The sequence below is a fragment of the Mesorhizobium sp. M7A.T.Ca.US.000.02.2.1 genome (genome assembly GCF_003996995.1).
GTDB lineage: Bacteria > Pseudomonadota > Alphaproteobacteria > Rhizobiales > Rhizobiaceae > Mesorhizobium.
The window spans coordinates 1-15,788 of sequence record NZ_RZTT01000106.1; the positions used below are offsets into that span (position 1 = coordinate 1).

Annotated in this window: 18 protein-coding genes; 11 read left to right on the top strand and 7 right to left on the bottom strand. The window is 62.3% G+C overall.

All coding sequences use genetic code 11. From position 1 onward, the window contains the following. Window positions 1-750 (top strand): MFS transporter (locus EOD15_RS12690; protein WP_148129537.1); only part of this gene is annotated, 750 nt, incomplete at its 5' end. A 105-nt stretch (window positions 751-855) separates the two neighbouring features. Continuing rightward, window positions 856-1,068, top strand: a complete 213-nt coding sequence (locus EOD15_RS36725; RefSeq protein ID WP_245463653.1) for a hypothetical protein — start codon at window positions 856-858, stop codon at window positions 1,066-1,068. A gap of 149 nt (window positions 1,069-1,217) precedes the next feature. Here the strand turns inward: EOD15_RS36725 and maiA are convergent, their stop codons facing one another. Further along, window positions 1,218-1,868 (bottom strand): maleylacetoacetate isomerase, encoded by a 651-nt coding sequence (maiA, locus tag EOD15_RS12700; RefSeq protein WP_127321574.1) that lies wholly within the window; start codon window positions 1,866-1,868, stop codon window positions 1,218-1,220. Window positions 1,869-1,872: 4 nt separating this feature from the next. Continuing rightward, on the bottom strand, window positions 1,873-2,568 hold the full coding sequence (locus tag EOD15_RS12705; protein ID WP_127321575.1) for a fumarylacetoacetate hydrolase family protein: 696 nt from the start codon (window positions 2,566-2,568) through the stop codon (window positions 1,873-1,875). A gap of 175 nt (window positions 2,569-2,743) precedes the next feature. Here EOD15_RS12705 and EOD15_RS12710 point away from each other — a divergent pair, with 175 nt between their 5' ends. Beyond that, on the top strand, window positions 2,744-3,427 hold the full coding sequence (locus EOD15_RS12710) for a response regulator transcription factor (protein ID WP_027039066.1): 684 nt from the start codon (window positions 2,744-2,746) through the stop codon (window positions 3,425-3,427). 38 nt (window positions 3,428-3,465) lie between these two features. Here the strand turns inward: EOD15_RS12710 and EOD15_RS12715 are convergent, their stop codons facing one another. Both EOD15_RS12715 and EOD15_RS12720 read right to left on the bottom strand, forming a co-directional pair. Continuing rightward, a complete protein-coding gene (locus EOD15_RS12715) occupies window positions 3,466-4,806 on the bottom strand; it encodes a hybrid sensor histidine kinase/response regulator (protein ID WP_127270232.1) in 1,341 nt (446 codons plus the stop codon). Between the two features lie 14 nt (window positions 4,807-4,820). Further along, on the bottom strand, window positions 4,821-6,005 hold the full coding sequence (locus tag EOD15_RS12720) for an FIST signal transduction protein (RefSeq protein WP_164893198.1): 1,185 nt from the start codon (window positions 6,003-6,005) through the stop codon (window positions 4,821-4,823). A 263-nt stretch (window positions 6,006-6,268) separates the two neighbouring features. Between EOD15_RS12720 and EOD15_RS12725 the strand changes: the two genes are divergently transcribed. The 4 genes from EOD15_RS12725 (at window position 6,269) to EOD15_RS12740 (ending at window position 11,410) form a co-directional block, all read left to right on the top strand. Further along, on the top strand, window positions 6,269-6,766 hold the full coding sequence (locus EOD15_RS12725; protein ID WP_127291588.1) for a (2Fe-2S)-binding protein: 498 nt from the start codon (window positions 6,269-6,271) through the stop codon (window positions 6,764-6,766). A 122-nt stretch (window positions 6,767-6,888) separates the two neighbouring features. Continuing rightward, the gene (locus EOD15_RS12730; RefSeq protein WP_127276722.1) at window positions 6,889-9,237 is read left to right on the top strand and encodes a xanthine dehydrogenase family protein molybdopterin-binding subunit; all 2,349 of its coding nucleotides are present in this window, start codon (window positions 6,889-6,891) and stop codon (window positions 9,235-9,237) included. Window positions 9,238-9,322: 85 nt separating this feature from the next. Further along, on the top strand, window positions 9,323-10,120 hold the full coding sequence (locus tag EOD15_RS12735; RefSeq protein ID WP_127329573.1) for a xanthine dehydrogenase family protein subunit M: 798 nt from the start codon (window positions 9,323-9,325) through the stop codon (window positions 10,118-10,120). A gap of 267 nt (window positions 10,121-10,387) precedes the next feature. Beyond that, entirely contained in the window at window positions 10,388-11,410 is a 1,023-nt protein-coding gene (locus EOD15_RS12740; protein WP_127322302.1) for an acyltransferase, read from the top strand. Between the two features lie 42 nt (window positions 11,411-11,452). On the opposite strand, the gene EOD15_RS12745 is transcribed toward EOD15_RS12740, so the two are convergent. From EOD15_RS12745 to EOD15_RS12755, 3 genes are all read right to left on the bottom strand, one after another. Then, entirely contained in the window at window positions 11,453-11,950 is a 498-nt protein-coding gene (locus EOD15_RS12745; protein ID WP_127322301.1) for a GNAT family N-acetyltransferase, read from the bottom strand. Next, window positions 11,947-12,705, bottom strand: a complete 759-nt coding sequence (locus tag EOD15_RS12750; RefSeq protein WP_245463654.1) for a copper homeostasis protein CutC — start codon at window positions 12,703-12,705, stop codon at window positions 11,947-11,949. Before EOD15_RS12750 ends, EOD15_RS12745 begins: the two co-directional genes overlap by 4 nt. A gap of 97 nt (window positions 12,706-12,802) precedes the next feature. Beyond that, the gene (locus tag EOD15_RS12755) at window positions 12,803-13,234 is read right to left on the bottom strand and encodes a cupin domain-containing protein (protein WP_127322303.1); all 432 of its coding nucleotides are present in this window, start codon (window positions 13,232-13,234) and stop codon (window positions 12,803-12,805) included. Between the two features lie 223 nt (window positions 13,235-13,457). Here EOD15_RS12755 and EOD15_RS12760 point away from each other — a divergent pair, with 223 nt between their 5' ends. The 4 genes from EOD15_RS12760 to EOD15_RS12775 all read left to right on the top strand — a co-directional run bounded on the left by EOD15_RS12760 (window position 13,458) and on the right by EOD15_RS12775 (window position 15,271). Further along, complete coding sequence (locus tag EOD15_RS12760; RefSeq protein WP_127322300.1) at window positions 13,458-13,946, top strand: Hsp20 family protein; 489 nt, start codon at window positions 13,458-13,460, stop codon at window positions 13,944-13,946. A 69-nt stretch (window positions 13,947-14,015) separates the two neighbouring features. Continuing rightward, window positions 14,016-14,471, top strand: a complete 456-nt coding sequence (locus EOD15_RS12765; protein ID WP_127322299.1) for a hypothetical protein — start codon at window positions 14,016-14,018, stop codon at window positions 14,469-14,471. Between the two features lie 44 nt (window positions 14,472-14,515). Continuing rightward, complete coding sequence (locus EOD15_RS12770; protein WP_127329565.1) at window positions 14,516-14,815, top strand: DUF982 domain-containing protein; 300 nt, start codon at window positions 14,516-14,518, stop codon at window positions 14,813-14,815. Window positions 14,816-15,025: 210 nt separating this feature from the next. Then, a complete protein-coding gene (locus tag EOD15_RS12775) occupies window positions 15,026-15,271 on the top strand; it encodes a hypothetical protein (RefSeq protein WP_127323235.1) in 246 nt (81 codons plus the stop codon). Window positions 15,272-15,788: the final 517 nt, after the last annotated feature.

Below are 15,788 nucleotides of genomic sequence, written 5' to 3' on the forward strand. Positions count from 1 at the left end.
ATCCTGGGCATCCTGCTTGCCCGCTTCGCTTCAGGGGTCGTCGCCGATTTCGCCGGTTGGCGCTGGGTTTATCTTGTCTCGGCCGGGTTGACGCTCGTCATGGCGATGGTTCTCTACCTCATCCTGCCGCGCCATGAGGCGGAGCGGCCACGCACATCCTATCCGCGCCTGCTCGCTTCGGTGCTGCTGCTGTTCGTACAGGAGCCGCTGCTGCGCGTGCGGGCGGTGCTGGCCATGCTGATCTTCGCCAGCTTCAACGTGCTGTGGGCGCCGCTGGTGCTGCCGTTGAGTGCTGCGCCATTTTCACTTTCGCATACCGAGATTGGGCTTTTCGGCCTTGCGGGCGTCGCCGGCGCGCTCGGTGCGCGCTGGACTGGCGGCCTCGTCGATCGCGGACGCGGCCAGTTGGTCACCGGCTTCAGCCTGCTGCTGATGATGGCAGCCTGGCTGCCGATCGCCTTCATGGGCATGTCGCTGTGGCTGCTCGTTGCCGGCATCGTCATGCTCGATCTGGCGATCCAGGCCGTCCACGTCACCAACCAGAGCCTGATCTTCGCGCGGCGCCCGGATGCGCGCAGCCGACTGGTTGGCGGCTATATGATCTTCTACTCGGTCGGCAGTGCCCTGGGCTCCATCGCCTCGACCATGGCTTATGGTGCAATGGGCTGGAATGGCGTCTGTGTGCTTGGCGCCGGCATCGGCCTGTTGGCGCTGCTGTTCTGGGCGTTGACTCTGCGCGTCGGCAGATAGGCCTATGGCGACGGCGCGGTGTCGAGAAGCGGCTGCCAGGCTCGGAACCAGTCGCTCGCCTCGGCCTGCCACGGCCAGATGCCCGTCCACAGTGGGATAGATCAGTTGGAGAACACCGAAATCCAGGCCGTCGTAGAACCAGAGGTCCCAGCCGAAATGCTCGCGGTAGTGGTCGATATGAACGGCGCCGAATTGACAGTCGAAACCTTCGATAAAACCGGGCGATCGCTGCCCTGGTTGGAAAACCTCGCCGGAGCGGACGCGGCTGCAATACTCGTTGATGATGAACTGGGAGATTTTCCGGCTTCAGGCCGATGACGATGAGTTCCGGCGCCTTGAAGTTGTGCTCTATTCCAACCGAATAGGTGGAAGGCGGATCGTCGCCTTCCTCCAGCACATGCAAGATGTGGCAGCCATAAGCCTCTATATCGGCCAGCGCCTTGGCTTCACCTGGGTCGGTGGCTTTTCTACTCGGCATCGATCTGGTTCTGGGGCGCGGCTTTCTGGAAGGCGGGCAGCGCCAGGCAGGCGGCGTTGATGCGCGCGATCGTCGGGTAGGGGGTCAAGTCGACGCCGAAGCGGGAGTTGCTGGCAATCTGCGCGGCGAGGCAGATGTCGGCCAGGCCCGGCGCATCGCCATGGCAGAATGTACCCGTCTCCGCCGACGACGCCATGATCTTTTCAAGCGGCCGGAAACCCTCGTTCACCCAGTGGCGGAACCAGTTGGTGATGTCTTCGTCGCCGGCGCCGAACAGAGTGCGCAGCGAGGTCAGCACGCGCAGATTGTTCACCGGGTGGATGTCGCAGGCGATCATCTGCGCCAGCATTCTCACGCGTGCCCGGCCGGCCGGGTCCTTCGGCAGCAGCGGTGGTTCCGGGCTGGTCTCGTCGAGGAACTCGATGATCGCCAGCGATTGGGTCAGCAGCGTGCCGTCGCCGAGGATCAGCGCCGGCACCAGCCCTTGAGGATTGACCGCGAGATAGGCTGGTTCCAGATGCTCGCCATGGCGCAGATGATGCGGGACGTAGTCGTAGCTCAGCCCCTTCATCTCCAGCGCGATCCGCACCCGATAGGAGGTGGAGGAGCGATAGTAGTTGTGCAGGATGAGTTCGCTCATGGCCTCACTTCGGCTGGCCGATGGTCACTTCGATGGTCCCGATGCCGTCGACGCCGCCGGTCATCGTGTCGCCGACGCCAACCGCGCCGACGCCTGCCGGCGTACCGGTGAAGATCAGGTCGCCGGGCGCGAGTTCCATCGCCTCGCTGCAGATCGACACGATATCTGCGATCGGCCAGATCAGCTCGGCGAGGTCGGCGTCCTGCCTGACCTGGCCGTTGACGGCGAGCCAGATGCGGCCCTTCTGCGGGTGGCCGGATTCCTGCGCTTGCACCAGCGGGCCGCAAGGGGCGGAGCGGTCGAAGGCCTTCGACCAGTCCCAGGGCCGGGCGGCCTTCTTGGCCTCGTCCTGCAGATCGCGGCGGGTGAGGTCGATGCCGACACCATAGCCCCAGACATGGTCCAGCGCCTTGTCGCGGCGAATGCGGAAGCCGGCTTTGCCGATCGCGGCGACCAGTTCGATCTCGTGGTGCAGATTGGCCGTCAGCGGCGGGTAGGGGATAGCGGTGCCGGAATCGACCACCGCGTCGGCCGGCTTGGTGAAGAAGAAGGGCGGATCACGCTCGTCATTGCCGAATTCTCGGGCATGCGCCGCGTAGTTGCGGCCGACGCAGTAGATACGGCGCACCGCGAAACGATCGGACGAGCCGGCAACGGCCACCGATGCGGTTGCGGGCAGGGGAAGGACGAATTCTGTCATCAAGGGTCTCTGCTTGGTTGCCGGAACATTCGACCGATTTGGGGGGCTGGACAAGGCGATTTGGTCGAGAAAGTGCCGGCGGCACTTTCCGCCGGAGATGGCGATATACTATTTGGCAATAATCTGGCCATGGTGGAGAGGTTATTCTAATCGCTCACGAACTGAAATGAACCCCATGACCGCAACCCATGATCGCGCCCGGTTCCTGATCATCGACGACCATCCGCTGTTTCGCGAGGCGCTGCACAGCGCCGTGCAGATGGCCTACCCGGAAGTCGACACGGTGGAGGCGCGCTCGATCACCGAGGCGCTCGATCTCTTGGCCGATGCCAAGCCGTTCGATCTCGCGCTTCTCGACCTCTCGATGCCCGACGTGCATGGTTTTGACGGGCTGCTGCAACTCCGGACCCGCTATCCGCGCCTGCCCGTGGTCATCGTCTCAGGCTATGAGGAGCCGAAGATCATTTCTGAGGCGCTGTCCTACGGCGCTGCCGGCTTCATCCCGAAATCGGCGCGCAAGAGCGACCTCGCCGCCGCCATACGCTCGGTGATGGAAGGCGCGATCTATGTGCCGGAAACTTATGAAGGCCGCACGCCGGACGCCGAAAGCGTCGACCGCGCCGACATGGTGCAGCGCCTGTCGACGCTGACGCCGCAGCAATTGCGCGTGCTGCAAATGCTGCGCCAGGGTCTCCTCAACAAGCAGATCGCCTACGAGCTGCAGGTGGGCGAGACGACCGTGAAGGCGCATGTCTCGGAGATATTGCGCAAGCTCAATGTCTATAGCCGCACGCAGGCGGTGATCGAGGTGTCGAAGCTGGACAATGCGGAGCTGTTTCGCGACCAGGCGGGATTTTGAGCTTTGCTGCGCTCGGCCCTCTGGAGATAAATGACCAGTTAAGCCAGCAAATGCGCCAGCAGCGCCCTTAACTGCGCCGGTTTCAGCGGCTTGCGCATCAGTTCGATGCCGCCGGAGCGGGCGGCTTTGGCGACTGCTTCCGAACTGTCGGCGGTGACGATCAGCGCCGGCACGGCGCGGCCGAGATAGTCGCGGACTTCGGCGATGGTCGTGGTACCGAGATCGCCGCCGTCGAGATGCTGGTCGGCAATGACGATGTCGGGCACCCAGTCGGTGTCGCCAAGCATGTCGAGCGCATCGTCGGTCGAGGTCGCGGCCCGCACCAGGCATTGCCAGCGTTCGAGCAGGAAGGTCATGGCCTGCAGCACCTCGATATCGTTCTCGACCAGCAGCACCTTGGTGCCGAACAGGCCATAGCCGCGCGGCCGTTCCATGTCGGCAACGCTGGCGATGGCATCGGCTGGGGCCCCGATGCCGACGGGAACATCGATGTGGAAGATCGTGCCGCGTCCGACCTTCGACGAGAATGTCACGGGATGGCCGAGCGCGCTGGCCATGCGGCGCACGATGGCGAGCCCGAGCCCGAGACCGCCACCGTCCAGTTCGGCATTGGCCGGCGAGGTGCCGCGGTGGAATTCCTCGAACACCGCCTCGCGCTGGTCGTCGGGAATGCCGCAGCCCGTATCGGCGACGTCGATGCGGATGGTGTCGCCGCGATGTCTGGTGCCGACAAGCACGCCGCCCGAGCGTGTATAGCCCAGCGCGTTGGAGAGAATGTTCTGCAGGATGCGGCGCAGCAGCGTGCGGTCGGAGCGGACCACGGCGTGGACCGGCCGGAATTTCAGCGACAGGCCTTTCATCTCCGCCACCGGCAGGAAATCCGAGCGGAGCGACGAGAACAGCGCCTCCAGGCTGACGTCGCCTATGTCGGGCTGCACCACGCCGGCATCGAGCTTTGAGATGTCGAGCAGGGTTCTAAGCAGGTCCTCCATCGTCTCCAGCGAGCGCTCGACCTGCCGCACCAGTTTCTTGCCCTCGTCACTGGTCTGAACTTCGGCGAGCGCCGAAACCGAGAGATGGGCCGCGTTCAGGGGCTGCAGCACGTCGTGGCTGGCAGCGGCGAGGAAACGGGTTTTCGACAGGTTCGCCAGTTCGGCGTTTTCCTTGGCGGCGCTGAGGTCGATGTTCGACTGCTCCAGCCGCCGCAAGGTCGAGTGCAGTTCCTCGGTGCGGGTGCGCACCCGGTTTTCCAGCGAGATCGCGGTCTGGAACAGCGAAAAGGCGTTGCCTTGCTGGTCCATCGAGCGCTCGACGCGGCTGACCAGTGCCGCGTTGATCTTCTTCAGCTTTTCAAGATCGTTTATGTCCCTCAGCGGCATCTTGTTACGCCGTCCTATTCCGCCGCCTGGCGCTCGCCGAAGGCGATGCCTGTGAAAGTCTGATTCAGATGCATCGATCGGTACTGTTCGCCATAGGTGCCGAAGCCGATGACATTGTTGACCCGGTAGAGTTCCGAGATCTCGCGAAACACCTGCCGATTGCGCGCGTCCAGCCGGCGCAGCACGCAGTCGAAGCCGAGGATCATGTCGATGCCGCCAAGCCTCTCCTCGACATCGCGCAGGGCGGCGCGCGTCGATTCGACCATGTCCTTGGGTTGAGCGATCGACAGCACGACGCCATCGTCTATGGCGCAGAAGAACGACAGCGAGCCGTCGGCATGCATCTTCTGGATCGACCGGCAATAATATTGGCCGCCCACCTTCACCACCACGGGATGCGAGGCGAAGCTCAGTGGCGTCAGCATCTGCGCGACGATGCCGACGGACGCGGCATATTCCTGCGCTGCATTGGTGGCGTTGAATTCGCGCACGATGCGGTGATCGGGATCGGAAGCCGTCACCACCAGTTTTTCATCGGTGGGAACGAAATTGTCGGTCTTGAAGACATGGAAGGGAATTTCGGTCGATATCAGCACGATGATGGCGCTGTCGGAGGTGACCTTGCCGTTCGAGATCAGGCGCGTCGTCTCGAATTTCAGATCGTCGCCGGCGGAGCCGCCAAGCAGCGGTATGTCATCGAGGCCCCAGTGGATGGCTGAACTCACCGCTTCTTCGGCATAAGAGAGCCCGTCGATGAAGCAGAGCGCGAAAGTGCCGTTGGTCTGATCGCAACCCAGGCGCGCGCGCAGCGATCGCCGCAGGGTCTCCACCTCGCCGGTGATCCTGTCCATACCCGACGAGGACAGATTTTCGACCATCACGCTGACGGCGGTGAACGCGGTGGACGGAAGCAGCATGGCCAGCACATGACCATCCTCGAGACCTTGCGGCGTGATCTCGCCGGCAGTCGAACAGCCGGCGTGGTGGAGCGCCGGTGCGTGGGTCATGAGCGCCTGGGAAAGGGCGCTGGCTTCGACCAGGCTCTGGGAAAAGAACAGCAGGGCAAAGCCTGCGTCGATGGCGGCTGCTTCCAGTGCGATCGCCTTGGCGAACGCCTCCATGTCGGGCTCGTCCGTGGTGAGCGCCGACAGGCCGCATGCATAGCGCGTCTGTGAATTGGCCAGCGATGTTCTCCGCATTTCCTCCGACGCTTTTTTGTGCGCGGCTGTTTTAAATGCTTCTGGCGCGCGGGCGTCGACCGACATTGTTGCCTTCAATCGGCGGTTTGGCAATGGGGCCACCGGCACCGCATGTTTGGGCGCGGCCATGACCGAAAGTACAATGTTCCGCGTTTGCGACGTGCTGTTTTTTGTCCCATGTGCGGTGTACGAATAATGCACCACCGAAGCGCGAATACCGCGTCGGCAGCGTGGATACCAAGGTTGATACCCAGGGAGGGACCATGTCGGACGTTTCGTTGATGGTGAACGGAAAGCGGGTCAGCGGTGCTGCCGAGGATCGAACACTTCTGGTTCACTTCCTGCGGGAAAATCTCGGCCTTACCGGCACGCATGTCGGTTGCGACACCTCGCAATGCGGTGCCTGCGTCGTCCACGTCGATGGCAAGGCGGTCAAATCCTGTACGATGCTCGCGGTGCAGGCCTCCGGCTCCACCGTGCTGACGATCGAGGGCCTGGCCAATGGCGCCGACCTGCATCCGGTGCAGGCCGCCTTCAAGGAACATCACGGGCTGCAATGCGGCTTCTGCACGCCGGGCATGATCATGACGGCGACCGACATGATCAGCCGCCACCCCGAAGGGCTCGACGAGGCGACGGTGCGTGCCGAGCTCGACGGCAACATCTGCCGCTGCACCGGCTACCACAACATCGTCAAGGCGATCCTCGCCGCATCGATGACGATGAAGGGGTCGAAGGGTAAGGCGAAACAAGCTGCTTAGGCAAGGGAATAAGGGAGTAGGGCAGTAGGGGAGTAGGGCAAAAAGGCCAACGCAACGAGGCCCTTTTCCCTACTCCCTTACTCCCTACTGCCCTACTCCCATAAATTCCGGAGGAATTTCTGATGGGCATTGAAGGTGTTGGCGCTCGGGTCGCGCGCAAGGAAGACAAACGGTTCATCACGGGCGCCGGCCGCTATGTCGACGACATGGTGGTTCCCGGCATGAAGCACGCCGCCTTTGTGCGCAGTCCGCACGCGCATGCGCAGATCAAGAAGATCGATGTGAAGAAGGCCCAAGGCATGCCCGGCGTCATCGGCGTGCTGACCGGCAAGGAACTCAAGGCCGACGGCATCGGCAATCTCATCTGCGGCTGGATGATCCACTCCAAGGACGGCTCGCCGATGAAAATGGGAGCGTGGTCGCCACTCGCCTTCGACCGGGTCCGTTATGTCGGCGACGCCGTCGTCATCGTCGTCGCCGAGACCAAGGGGCAGGCGCGCGACGCCGCCGAGGCGGTCGAGATCACCTACAAGGAGTTGAAGGCCGTCGTCGATGCCTCCAAGGCGATGGACAAGGGTGCGCCGCAGATCCACCCCGAAGCGGACAACAATCTGATCTTCGACTGGGACATCGGCAATGCCGACGACACCGCGGCGGCCTTCGGGAAGGCGGCCCATGTCGTCAAGATGGACATCATCAACAACCGGCTGGTGCCCAATGCCATGGAGCCGCGCGCCGCACTTGGCCATTACGACAAGGCCGAGGATCACTATACCTGCTGGACGACCTCGCAGAATCCGCATGTGGCGCGGCTGGTGATGAGCGCCTTCTACAATGTGGCGCCGGAAAACAAGCTGCGCGTGATCGCGCCCGATGTCGGCGGCGGCTTCGGCTCGAAGATCTACATCTATCCCGAAGAGATCGTCTGCCTGTGGGCTTCGAAGAAGACCGGCGTGCCGGTCAAATGGGTGGCCGACCGGACCGAGAGTTTTCTGACCGATGCGCATGGCCGCGACCATCACACCCATGCTGAAATGGCCTTCGACAAGGACCACAGGATCCTCGGCCTGAAGGTGGAAACCCAAGCCAATCTCGGCGCCTACATGTCGCTGTTTTCATCGGCGACGCCGACCTATCTCTATGCGACTCTGCTGTCGGGCCAGTACAACATCCCGGCCATCCACGCCAATGTGAAGGCGATCTACACCAACACCGCGCCCGTCGATGCCTATCGCGGGGCAGGGCGGCCGGAAGCGACCTTCGTCATGGAGCGTATGATGGAGACGGCGGCCCGCCAGTTCGGCGTTTCGCCGGCTGAGCTGCGGCGCAAGAACTTCGTCACCTCGTTTCCGCATCAGACGCCGGTCATCATGTGCTATGACGCCGGCGACTATGCCGCTTCGCTCGATGCGGCAATGCAGGCGTCGGATTATGCCGGCTTCGCCAAGCGCAAGGCCGCCGCCGCCAACAAGGGGCTGCTGCGCGGCATCGGCATGAGCTGCTACATCGAGGCCTGCGGCATCGCGCCGTCTGCGGCCGTCGGCTCGCTCGGCGCCGGTGTCGGCCTTTGGGAATCGGCGGAAGTGCGCGTCAACGCGGTCGGCACGATCGAGGTGCTGACCGGCTCCCACAGCCACGGCCAGGGCCATGAGACGACCTTCGCGCAACTGGTCAATGAGCGCTTCGGCGTGCCGCTCGATTCGGTCTCGATCGTGCATGGCGATACCGACAAGGTGCAGATGGGCATGGGCACTTATGGCTCGCGTTCGGGTGCGGTCGGCATGTCAGCCATCGTCAAGGCGCTCGACAAGGTCGAGGCCAAGGCCAAGAAGATCGCGGCGCACCTGCTTGAGGCCGACGAAGGCGACATCATCATCGAGAACGGCGCGCTGAAGGTGGCCGGCACCGACAAGAACGTGCCGTGGTTCCAGATGGCGCTGGCCGCCTACACCGCCCACAACCTGCCTGGTGGCATGGAGCCCGGGCTGAAGGAGACGGCGTTCTACGATCCGTCCAATTTCACCTTCCCCGCGGGCTGCTACATCTGCGAGGTCGAGGTCGACCCGGAAACCGGCGTGACCGAGATCGTCCAGTTCGTCGCCGCCGACGATTTCGGCAACATCATCAACCCGATGATCGTCGAGGGCCAGGTGCATGGCGGGCTGGCGCAAGGCATTGGCCAGGCGCTGCTCGAAGGCGCCCATTACGACAACAGCGGACAATTGCTGACCGCGAGCTACATGGACTACACCATGCCGCGCGCCGGCGATTTGCCGTCGTTCAAGGTCTCGACCTCGAACACCCCTTGCCCGGGCAATCCGTTGGGGATCAAGGGTTGCGGCGAGGCCGGCGCCATCGGCTCGCCGCCGGCGGTGATCAACGCTATCACCGACGCCATCGGCAGCAACGATCTTGCCATGCCGGCTTCGCCGTCCACCGTGTGGGCCGCGATCCGCGCGACGAAACATTGAACGCGAATGGCGAATAGGGGTTGCGAATAGGGAAGAGAATGTTCGCTACTTCCTGCTCGCTCTTTCACCCAGGGGAGAAAGACAAATGTACGCAGTCAACTATCATCGCGCCGCCTCGGTCGCCGATGCCGCCAAGCTGATCAAGACCGGCGACGCCAAGCTGCTTTCGGGCGGTATGACGCTGATCCCGGCGATGAAGACGCGGCTTGCCGCGCCGTCCGACCTTGTCGACCTGTCGCGGATCACGGAGCTGCAGGGCGTCACGGTGTCGGGCAAGACCGTCACCATCGGCGCTGCCACCACGCATAATGCTGTTGCCAATGACGAGAAGCTGAAGAAGGCCTGTCCGGCGCTTTCCCATCTGGCATCGCTGATCGGCGATCCGGCGGTGCGCCACAAGGGAACGATCGGCGGCTCGATCGCCAACAACGATCCGGCGGCCGATTATCCGGCGGCGCTGCTGGCGTTGGGCGCGACCATCGTCACCAACAAGCGCGAGATCGCTGCCGACAAGTTCTTCAAGGGCCTGTTCGAGACCTCGTTGAAGGATGGCGAGATCGTCACCGCCGTCACCTTCACCGCGCCGGCCAAGGCGGCCTATGAAAAATTCCGCAATCCGGCATCGCGCTACGCCATCGTCGGCGTGTTCGTGGCCAAGGGCAAGGATGGCGTCAGCGTCGCCGTTACCGGTGCCGGCGACGACGGCGTTTTTCGTTCGAAGGAGATCGAGGCAGTATTAGCCGGGAACTTCGCGGCCTCAGCACTCGAAGGGGTGAAAGTGCCGGCGAAGAATTTGATGACCGACATCCATGCCTCGGCCGACTATCGCGCCAATCTGATCGCGGTGATGGCCAAGCGCGCGGTGGCTGCCGCCAACGCCTGATACGTCAGTTGTGGACACGGAGAAGGGGTCATGCGCCCCTTTTCCTTTTGTGGCGACCTGTAGTTGTCCAAATTTTTGATGGAATCGCCCCGCACCAATCGTTTGCCTGAGCAATTTCTTCCGCCCGACACTTCACCTGGAACTGCACCGGCGGCAATCTCGCACTTGCACAAATCCATATTGCACTGCAATATGGATTTGGGCGGGAATGCGAGCCGGGTTCGAAATATCGTGCCCTTTCGCATGCCTATTTGCGAGAGGATCGGCATGACCGACATTTCCGCGACGCATGTCGTTCCGTCCCGATCCGCCGCCGACAGATCAACCAGAACAAGACTGGCCTATCTCGACGGCTGGCGCGGGCTTTCGATCGCACTGGTGCTGATCGGCCATTTCTTTCCGGTTCCGGGAATCAATCTTGGCGTGCTGGGCGTCGAATTTTTTTTCGTGCTCAGCGGCCGGCTGATGGGCGAGATCCTGTTCATCGAACGCTACCCGCTGAAAAAATTCTTCAAACGCCGCTTCTCCCGCATCTATCCGGCTCTTTTGGTCTTCGTAGTCGTCGCGATGATTGCGCTGTCCGGCACATTCATCGCCTTCAAATGGAAGGCGGCGCTGACGGCGCTGACATTCACCTACAACTATGCCGGCATTCTCGTGACGCGGGCAGGGGCGCTCGACCATATTTGGTCGCTCTGCATCGAGGAGCACGCCTACATCATCCTGGCGCTGATCAGCGTCATCGTCTCAAGTCGCTCTCGCGTGGTCGTGCTGCTCCTGGCGCTGGCCTTGCTGGCCATGGCCAATGGCGCGGTTTCGTACTGGGTCTTCGGCATGGACTACGAAACCACTTATTGGCGCACCGACGTGCACATCGCGTCGATCCTGCTGTCGGCTTCGATCTGCCTGCTGAAGGCCGACGGCATGCTGCCGGCGTTTTTGAGAGGCAAGCATGTGGCCCTGGTGGCAACGATCTGCGCCGTTGTCCTGTTCCTGAATCAGGTGCCGACGCCGATCCACTATCTCTTCGCGGTGCCGCTGCTGGCTCTGGCCGTCAACGCACTCGATTTCAGCCCACGGTATTTTTCCGGATTGCTGTCCTCCTGGCCGATGGCGACGCTGGGTCTGTGGTCGTATTCGCTCTATTTGTGGCAGCAGCCGTTCTACAAATTCGTCTATGAGCAAGGCAGCGCGCCGATCCCGATGCTGGCCGCGGTCTTCGCTTGCGCGGCCTGCAGCTATTACCTCATCGAGCGCCCGGCGCGCGAATGGCTCAACCGCAACTGGTGAGCAACACGGCGTTCAGGCCGTCTTGCGGCGCGCCCGCCCTCTCTATGCCTGCAGCGATCTGACGTAATAGCGGACTGCTTTCTTGCCGCCGTGGATGACGGCGTCGCCGGCCTCAGTGAAGCCAAGGGCGGCGTGAAAGACATCCGAGGCGGGGTTCGGCGGGTCGGTGTTGACTTCGCAGGTGACCAGATTGTAGCCGGCGCGCTCAACATGGCCGAACAGATCCTGATAGAGCCGGCGGGCATGGCCGCGGCCGCGCGCGTGCGCCGCCACGACGACGCGGTCGACATAGACGAACCGCTCATAGCGCTCGCGGAACCACAGGAAATTCGGGCTGTCGTAGCGGGCGTCCTGGTCGAAGGTCATGATGAAGGCTTCGAGATCGCCGATGCGCCTGGTGTAAAACGCTTCGCCGAGCAGGAAGGACAGCTTTTCGGATTCCAGCCATGACAGTTCGGCGGCATGCTCGTTGTTGAGCGCCAGGATCGCCGCTTCGTCTGCGGCCGATACACGGGCTATCGGGGCAGGGGTCGAGGTCATGCCTTGGCCGCCGCGATCGTTGCCGCCACCAGTGATGTGTCGGTGAGCGTGTTGCGATACTCGCGATCGAGATCGGAGCCACCCATGCCGACATGGGGATTGCGGTAGTCCATGGCACTCGGGACATCCTTGAGGGCGGCAAAATGCATTTCGGACAGGCCGGTTTTGCTGCGCACTTCGGCAATGTTGTGCAAATCCAGTCCGCCGCAGCCGAGGATGACGATGCGGTCGCCGGCCTGCCGCACCAGATCCGCCAACAGCGGCAAGCCTTCGATGGCAGTGTCACGCTGGCCGCTGGTCAGCACGCGGCCGACCTTGCTGCGGATCAGCGATTCGACCGCCTCGGCCGGGTCGCGCGTCATGTCGAAGGCGCGATGACAGGTGACGTTCAAGGGGCCTGCCGCCTGCGTCAGTTCGCTCATGCGCGCCTCGTCCATGGTGCCATCGGCGTTCAGGCAGCCAAACACCACGCCGGGCACGCCGAGTTCGCGCAATGCCGAGACATCGGCCAGCATCGAGGCATATTCGGTCTCACTGTAGAGAAAATCGCCGCCGCGTGGCCGCACCATGACGTGAAACGGCACACTTGCCTGCTCGAGGGCGGCGCGGACCGTGCCGAGGCTCGGCGTGATACCGCCTTCGATCAGGCTGGCGCATAGTTCGACCCGGTCGGCGCCGGCGGCTTGGGCCGCGAGAAGGCCGTCAATGCCTTCGACACAGATTTCGATCAGCGGAAAGCGGAGAGCTTTGGTCAAGGGGCGATCCAGTCCATGATTTCTCGCCAGCCCTAGCACCGGGCCGGTCGCAGCGAAAGCGCGAACAGCCTTCCGCCTTCGGGCACGGACTTAGCGGTTATTGGCGCAATTCCGTATTCTTGGCGCCTTGCTCGACCTGATCGATCACAAGAAGCTTCACCTCGACATCCCCGATATTGGTGGCCTGATGCCACTGGCCGATCATTTCGATGATGAAATCGCCAGCCTTGTAGGTGTTGCTGATGCCGGTCTCGACATTGGTGACCTTCAGCGTGCCGGCCTGGACATAGGCGTAGCGCGGAAAGGGGTGCCTGTGGACCGGCAAGGTCGCGCCCGACGCGATGTCGTAGGTCGAGACCAGCACCTGCACGTTCTTCTGCGGCAACGTGATCGGTTGGCCGGACGCGGTCGTTGTGCGCGACGCAAGAGGTGTCACGACGACAGGCGTGCCGCTGCTGTCCAGCGCGTGGGCCGGGTTCGCGGAAAAGGCCACCGCGAGCAGCAGTCCGGACATCAAAATTTTTCGCATGATTCGCTCCACCCCTAGCGTCAACATCGCGCAGTGGCCACCAGCACGCAAGGCAGCGCCTTGGGCACCTGCCTGCCGGCCAAAAATATTTTTGACGCCCCTCTTGAAGGAAAAAAACACGATTACCAGATCGTTTTCCGTCGAGGCTTCGGCTCGACATACTGGCGTCGCAGCGGCGCTGCGACAGCCTCGTAACCCATGTTGCTTCACGGAGGATATGGCTATGAGAAGCTTTGATTATACCCCTCTTTACCGCACAACGGTCGGCTTCGACCGTCTCTTCGATATGCTCGAGAAAAGCGGACGCTCCGACTGGCCTCCCTACAATATCGAGAAGATTGGCGAGAACGACTATCGCATTAAGATGGCTATCGCCGGCTTCGCTCTCGATGAGGTCGAACTCATGCAGAACGGCCCCGAATTGTCTGTCATCGGCCAAAGGAAACCCGACCAGGAAAATCGGGAGGTCCTTCATCGCGGCTTGGCGACGGGCAACTTCAAGCAGGTGTTCAAACTTGCCGACCATGTAAAGGTCAAGGCGGCCAACCTCGAGAATGGCTTGCTGTCGGTGGACCTGATCCGCGAAGTGCCCGAGGAACTCAAGCCTCGGCGCATTGAGATAGGGTCCGAAGCCAAAGCGGTTTCGCTCGAGCAACCCGGCAAGAAGCAGTTGATCGATTTGGATGCGGAGCCTCAGCGCGAGGTCGCCTGATTCCTGGAACCTAGATCTACGGTCCGCCTCCCCGGTTCGGCCGGGAGGCACAGATCGCGGAGAATGGAGATGAGAACCGAAACCTACAGTTTTCACCAACCTGAACCGAAAAATCTTGCCGCGGAATCCGCTGGATTGCGGACGCCGGATGATGTGCTGAACGAGGAGACGATGACGATCGGTGCAAAACGGGCTTTGCTCGCTTTCTGGGCTTCCGACGTTCATGCGGTTCCTGACAATCCCGCATTGCGGCAATTGGACAACGGCGCCATCGTGGAAGTCAGCGACATACTTCGCGCGCTCCACCTCCTGGACGAATCCGGGCGGGAAACGCGTGTTTCAAAGGTGTCGGCAACCGTCAGCCTGTCTTTCGACCGGCGCCGCAGGAAGAGCCGTCTCGGTTGGATGCGGCACCCCTGGCGAGATGACGACGATGATCCGCCGCCAATCCCGGCCTTTGCAACGGTGCCGCCCGGGCGTGGAGGTGGCGGCATGTTGGCCGAGCCGGAGCATGCAATCGCATGATTTCCCGAACCAGCAACAACCCACCGTGCCGAATGGAGGATTACATGAGTGACAGGACGTTCGACCAACCGGTCCTGGTCAAGAATGGCGGGTTCATTCAAGAAATAGGCTGCCTCGACGACGCGTTCGACTTCTTTGACGAGTGGCCAAGGGAACGGCGGGGTCCGATTTTCGAGACGGCCTTTCGAGCCTGCCAGCGTGCTCACGACGGCCAGGTTCCGCTGACGGTGGCGCGCGATGCCGTCGCCGGCTTCGCAAGATCCGTCAAGATCCTGCAGGACCCACTTGCTCAGTTCCCTTGGATGGACGGCACAAGGTCAGGTCGCGGTGGGGTTACCGCTTAGCCTTGATAAGGGCGGCGCTACCAGGATGGCCGGGCCTGCATCGTCGTTTTCACATCGCTACAAGGTGAGCTGCCGTACCAGTTCACCTTGTAGCGGGGCGGCTCGATCGTTTGTTCGAACTCCCTGGTGCGGTTTTTGGCGACTGGCTAGGTCAGCCTCGCAACAGTCAGCGCTAATATAATGTTCGAAGCGTCGCTACAGGAGGTTCAAATGGTTTCCGCTATCGCAAGTCAACATCCGCATGTCCCGGAAAAACAAACGGCAGTGGGGAAGCCGCAAACCGGCGAAGAATTTTCGCCGGGCCGCAGCGCGGACGCCGTAGGACATCTGGCCAAAATCATGGTTGCCGCAGGCGGCGATATGGATGCTGGCGCGCAAGGCCGCGCGGCATCCAAGATCGCCAGGATGGACATCACGGTTCTGACCGCACCACCCGTAGAAACACCAACAGAGTAAGATATGCTCGTTCGGGCGCCTCCGCGCCGTCATCAGCGGCGTGGGCCGCTCTCGCAGATTACGCCACGGCTCTCAGCGGAGGCTCCGCCATCGTCCCAAGGCCGTCGCATTCCGCGCAGGCGCCCGTCTTTCCGGGGCAGCCGCCCCGATGGGTTCCCTGCGGGCAGCAGTGGCCGTTTGACGCGTGCCACTTGGAGCAGTCGAAAACCCTGCCGCTGCCATGACAGCGCGGGCATTCCATATTCGATGAAATCATACCAATTCTCGCCCAACCCAAACGCACTCGCCCTGCGCCGCAAGTAACAGGAATCATTGCGCTTTCAAGCACATCGCCCTGACTTAAATTGGGGGGATCGACGGATGGCCGGCACCGATGCGAGCTATTGTTGCGCCGTAATTACGTTCCCCGTGAAGACCTTGCTCGCCACAAGCCGCGTTGGGCATTGGCCGGCAATAATAGGCTGCGCCGGCTTGTCCCGTTCGTTCTCGGCGGTCACAGCCACCTCGTCATCGGGGT

Coding starts and splice junctions, on each gene's coding strand:
- EOD15_RS12735 (WP_127329573.1), top strand. CDS start 9,323: ATGTACGCAGTCAACTATCATCGCGCCGCCTCGGTCGCCGATGCCGCC.
- EOD15_RS12765 (WP_127322299.1), top strand. CDS start 14,016: ATGAGAACCGAAACCTACAGTTTTCACCAACCTGAACCGAAAAATCTT.
- EOD15_RS12760 (WP_127322300.1), top strand. CDS start 13,458: ATGAGAAGCTTTGATTATACCCCTCTTTACCGCACAACGGTCGGCTTC.
- maiA (WP_127321574.1), bottom strand. CDS start 1,868: ATGAGCGAACTCATCCTGCACAACTACTATCGCTCCTCCACCTCCTAT.
- EOD15_RS12775 (WP_127323235.1), top strand. CDS start 15,026: ATGGTTTCCGCTATCGCAAGTCAACATCCGCATGTCCCGGAAAAACAA.
- EOD15_RS12755 (WP_127322303.1), bottom strand. CDS start 13,234: ATGCGAAAAATTTTGATGTCCGGACTGCTGCTCGCGGTGGCCTTTTCC.
- EOD15_RS12745 (WP_127322301.1), bottom strand. CDS start 11,950: ATGACCTCGACCCCTGCCCCGATAGCCCGTGTATCGGCCGCAGACGAA.
- EOD15_RS12725 (WP_127291588.1), top strand. CDS start 6,269: ATGTCGGACGTTTCGTTGATGGTGAACGGAAAGCGGGTCAGCGGTGCT.
- EOD15_RS12730 (WP_127276722.1), top strand. CDS start 6,889: ATGGGCATTGAAGGTGTTGGCGCTCGGGTCGCGCGCAAGGAAGACAAA.
- EOD15_RS12705 (WP_127321575.1), bottom strand. CDS start 2,568: ATGACAGAATTCGTCCTTCCCCTGCCCGCAACCGCATCGGTGGCCGTT.
- EOD15_RS12715 (WP_127270232.1), bottom strand. CDS start 4,806: ATGCCGCTGAGGGACATAAACGATCTTGAAAAGCTGAAGAAGATCAAC.
- EOD15_RS12740 (WP_127322302.1), top strand. CDS start 10,388: ATGACCGACATTTCCGCGACGCATGTCGTTCCGTCCCGATCCGCCGCC.
- EOD15_RS12720 (WP_164893198.1), bottom strand. CDS start 6,005: ATGCGGAGAACATCGCTGGCCAATTCACAGACGCGCTATGCATGCGGC.
- EOD15_RS12770 (WP_127329565.1), top strand. CDS start 14,516: ATGAGTGACAGGACGTTCGACCAACCGGTCCTGGTCAAGAATGGCGGG.
- EOD15_RS12710 (WP_027039066.1), top strand. CDS start 2,744: ATGACCGCAACCCATGATCGCGCCCGGTTCCTGATCATCGACGACCAT.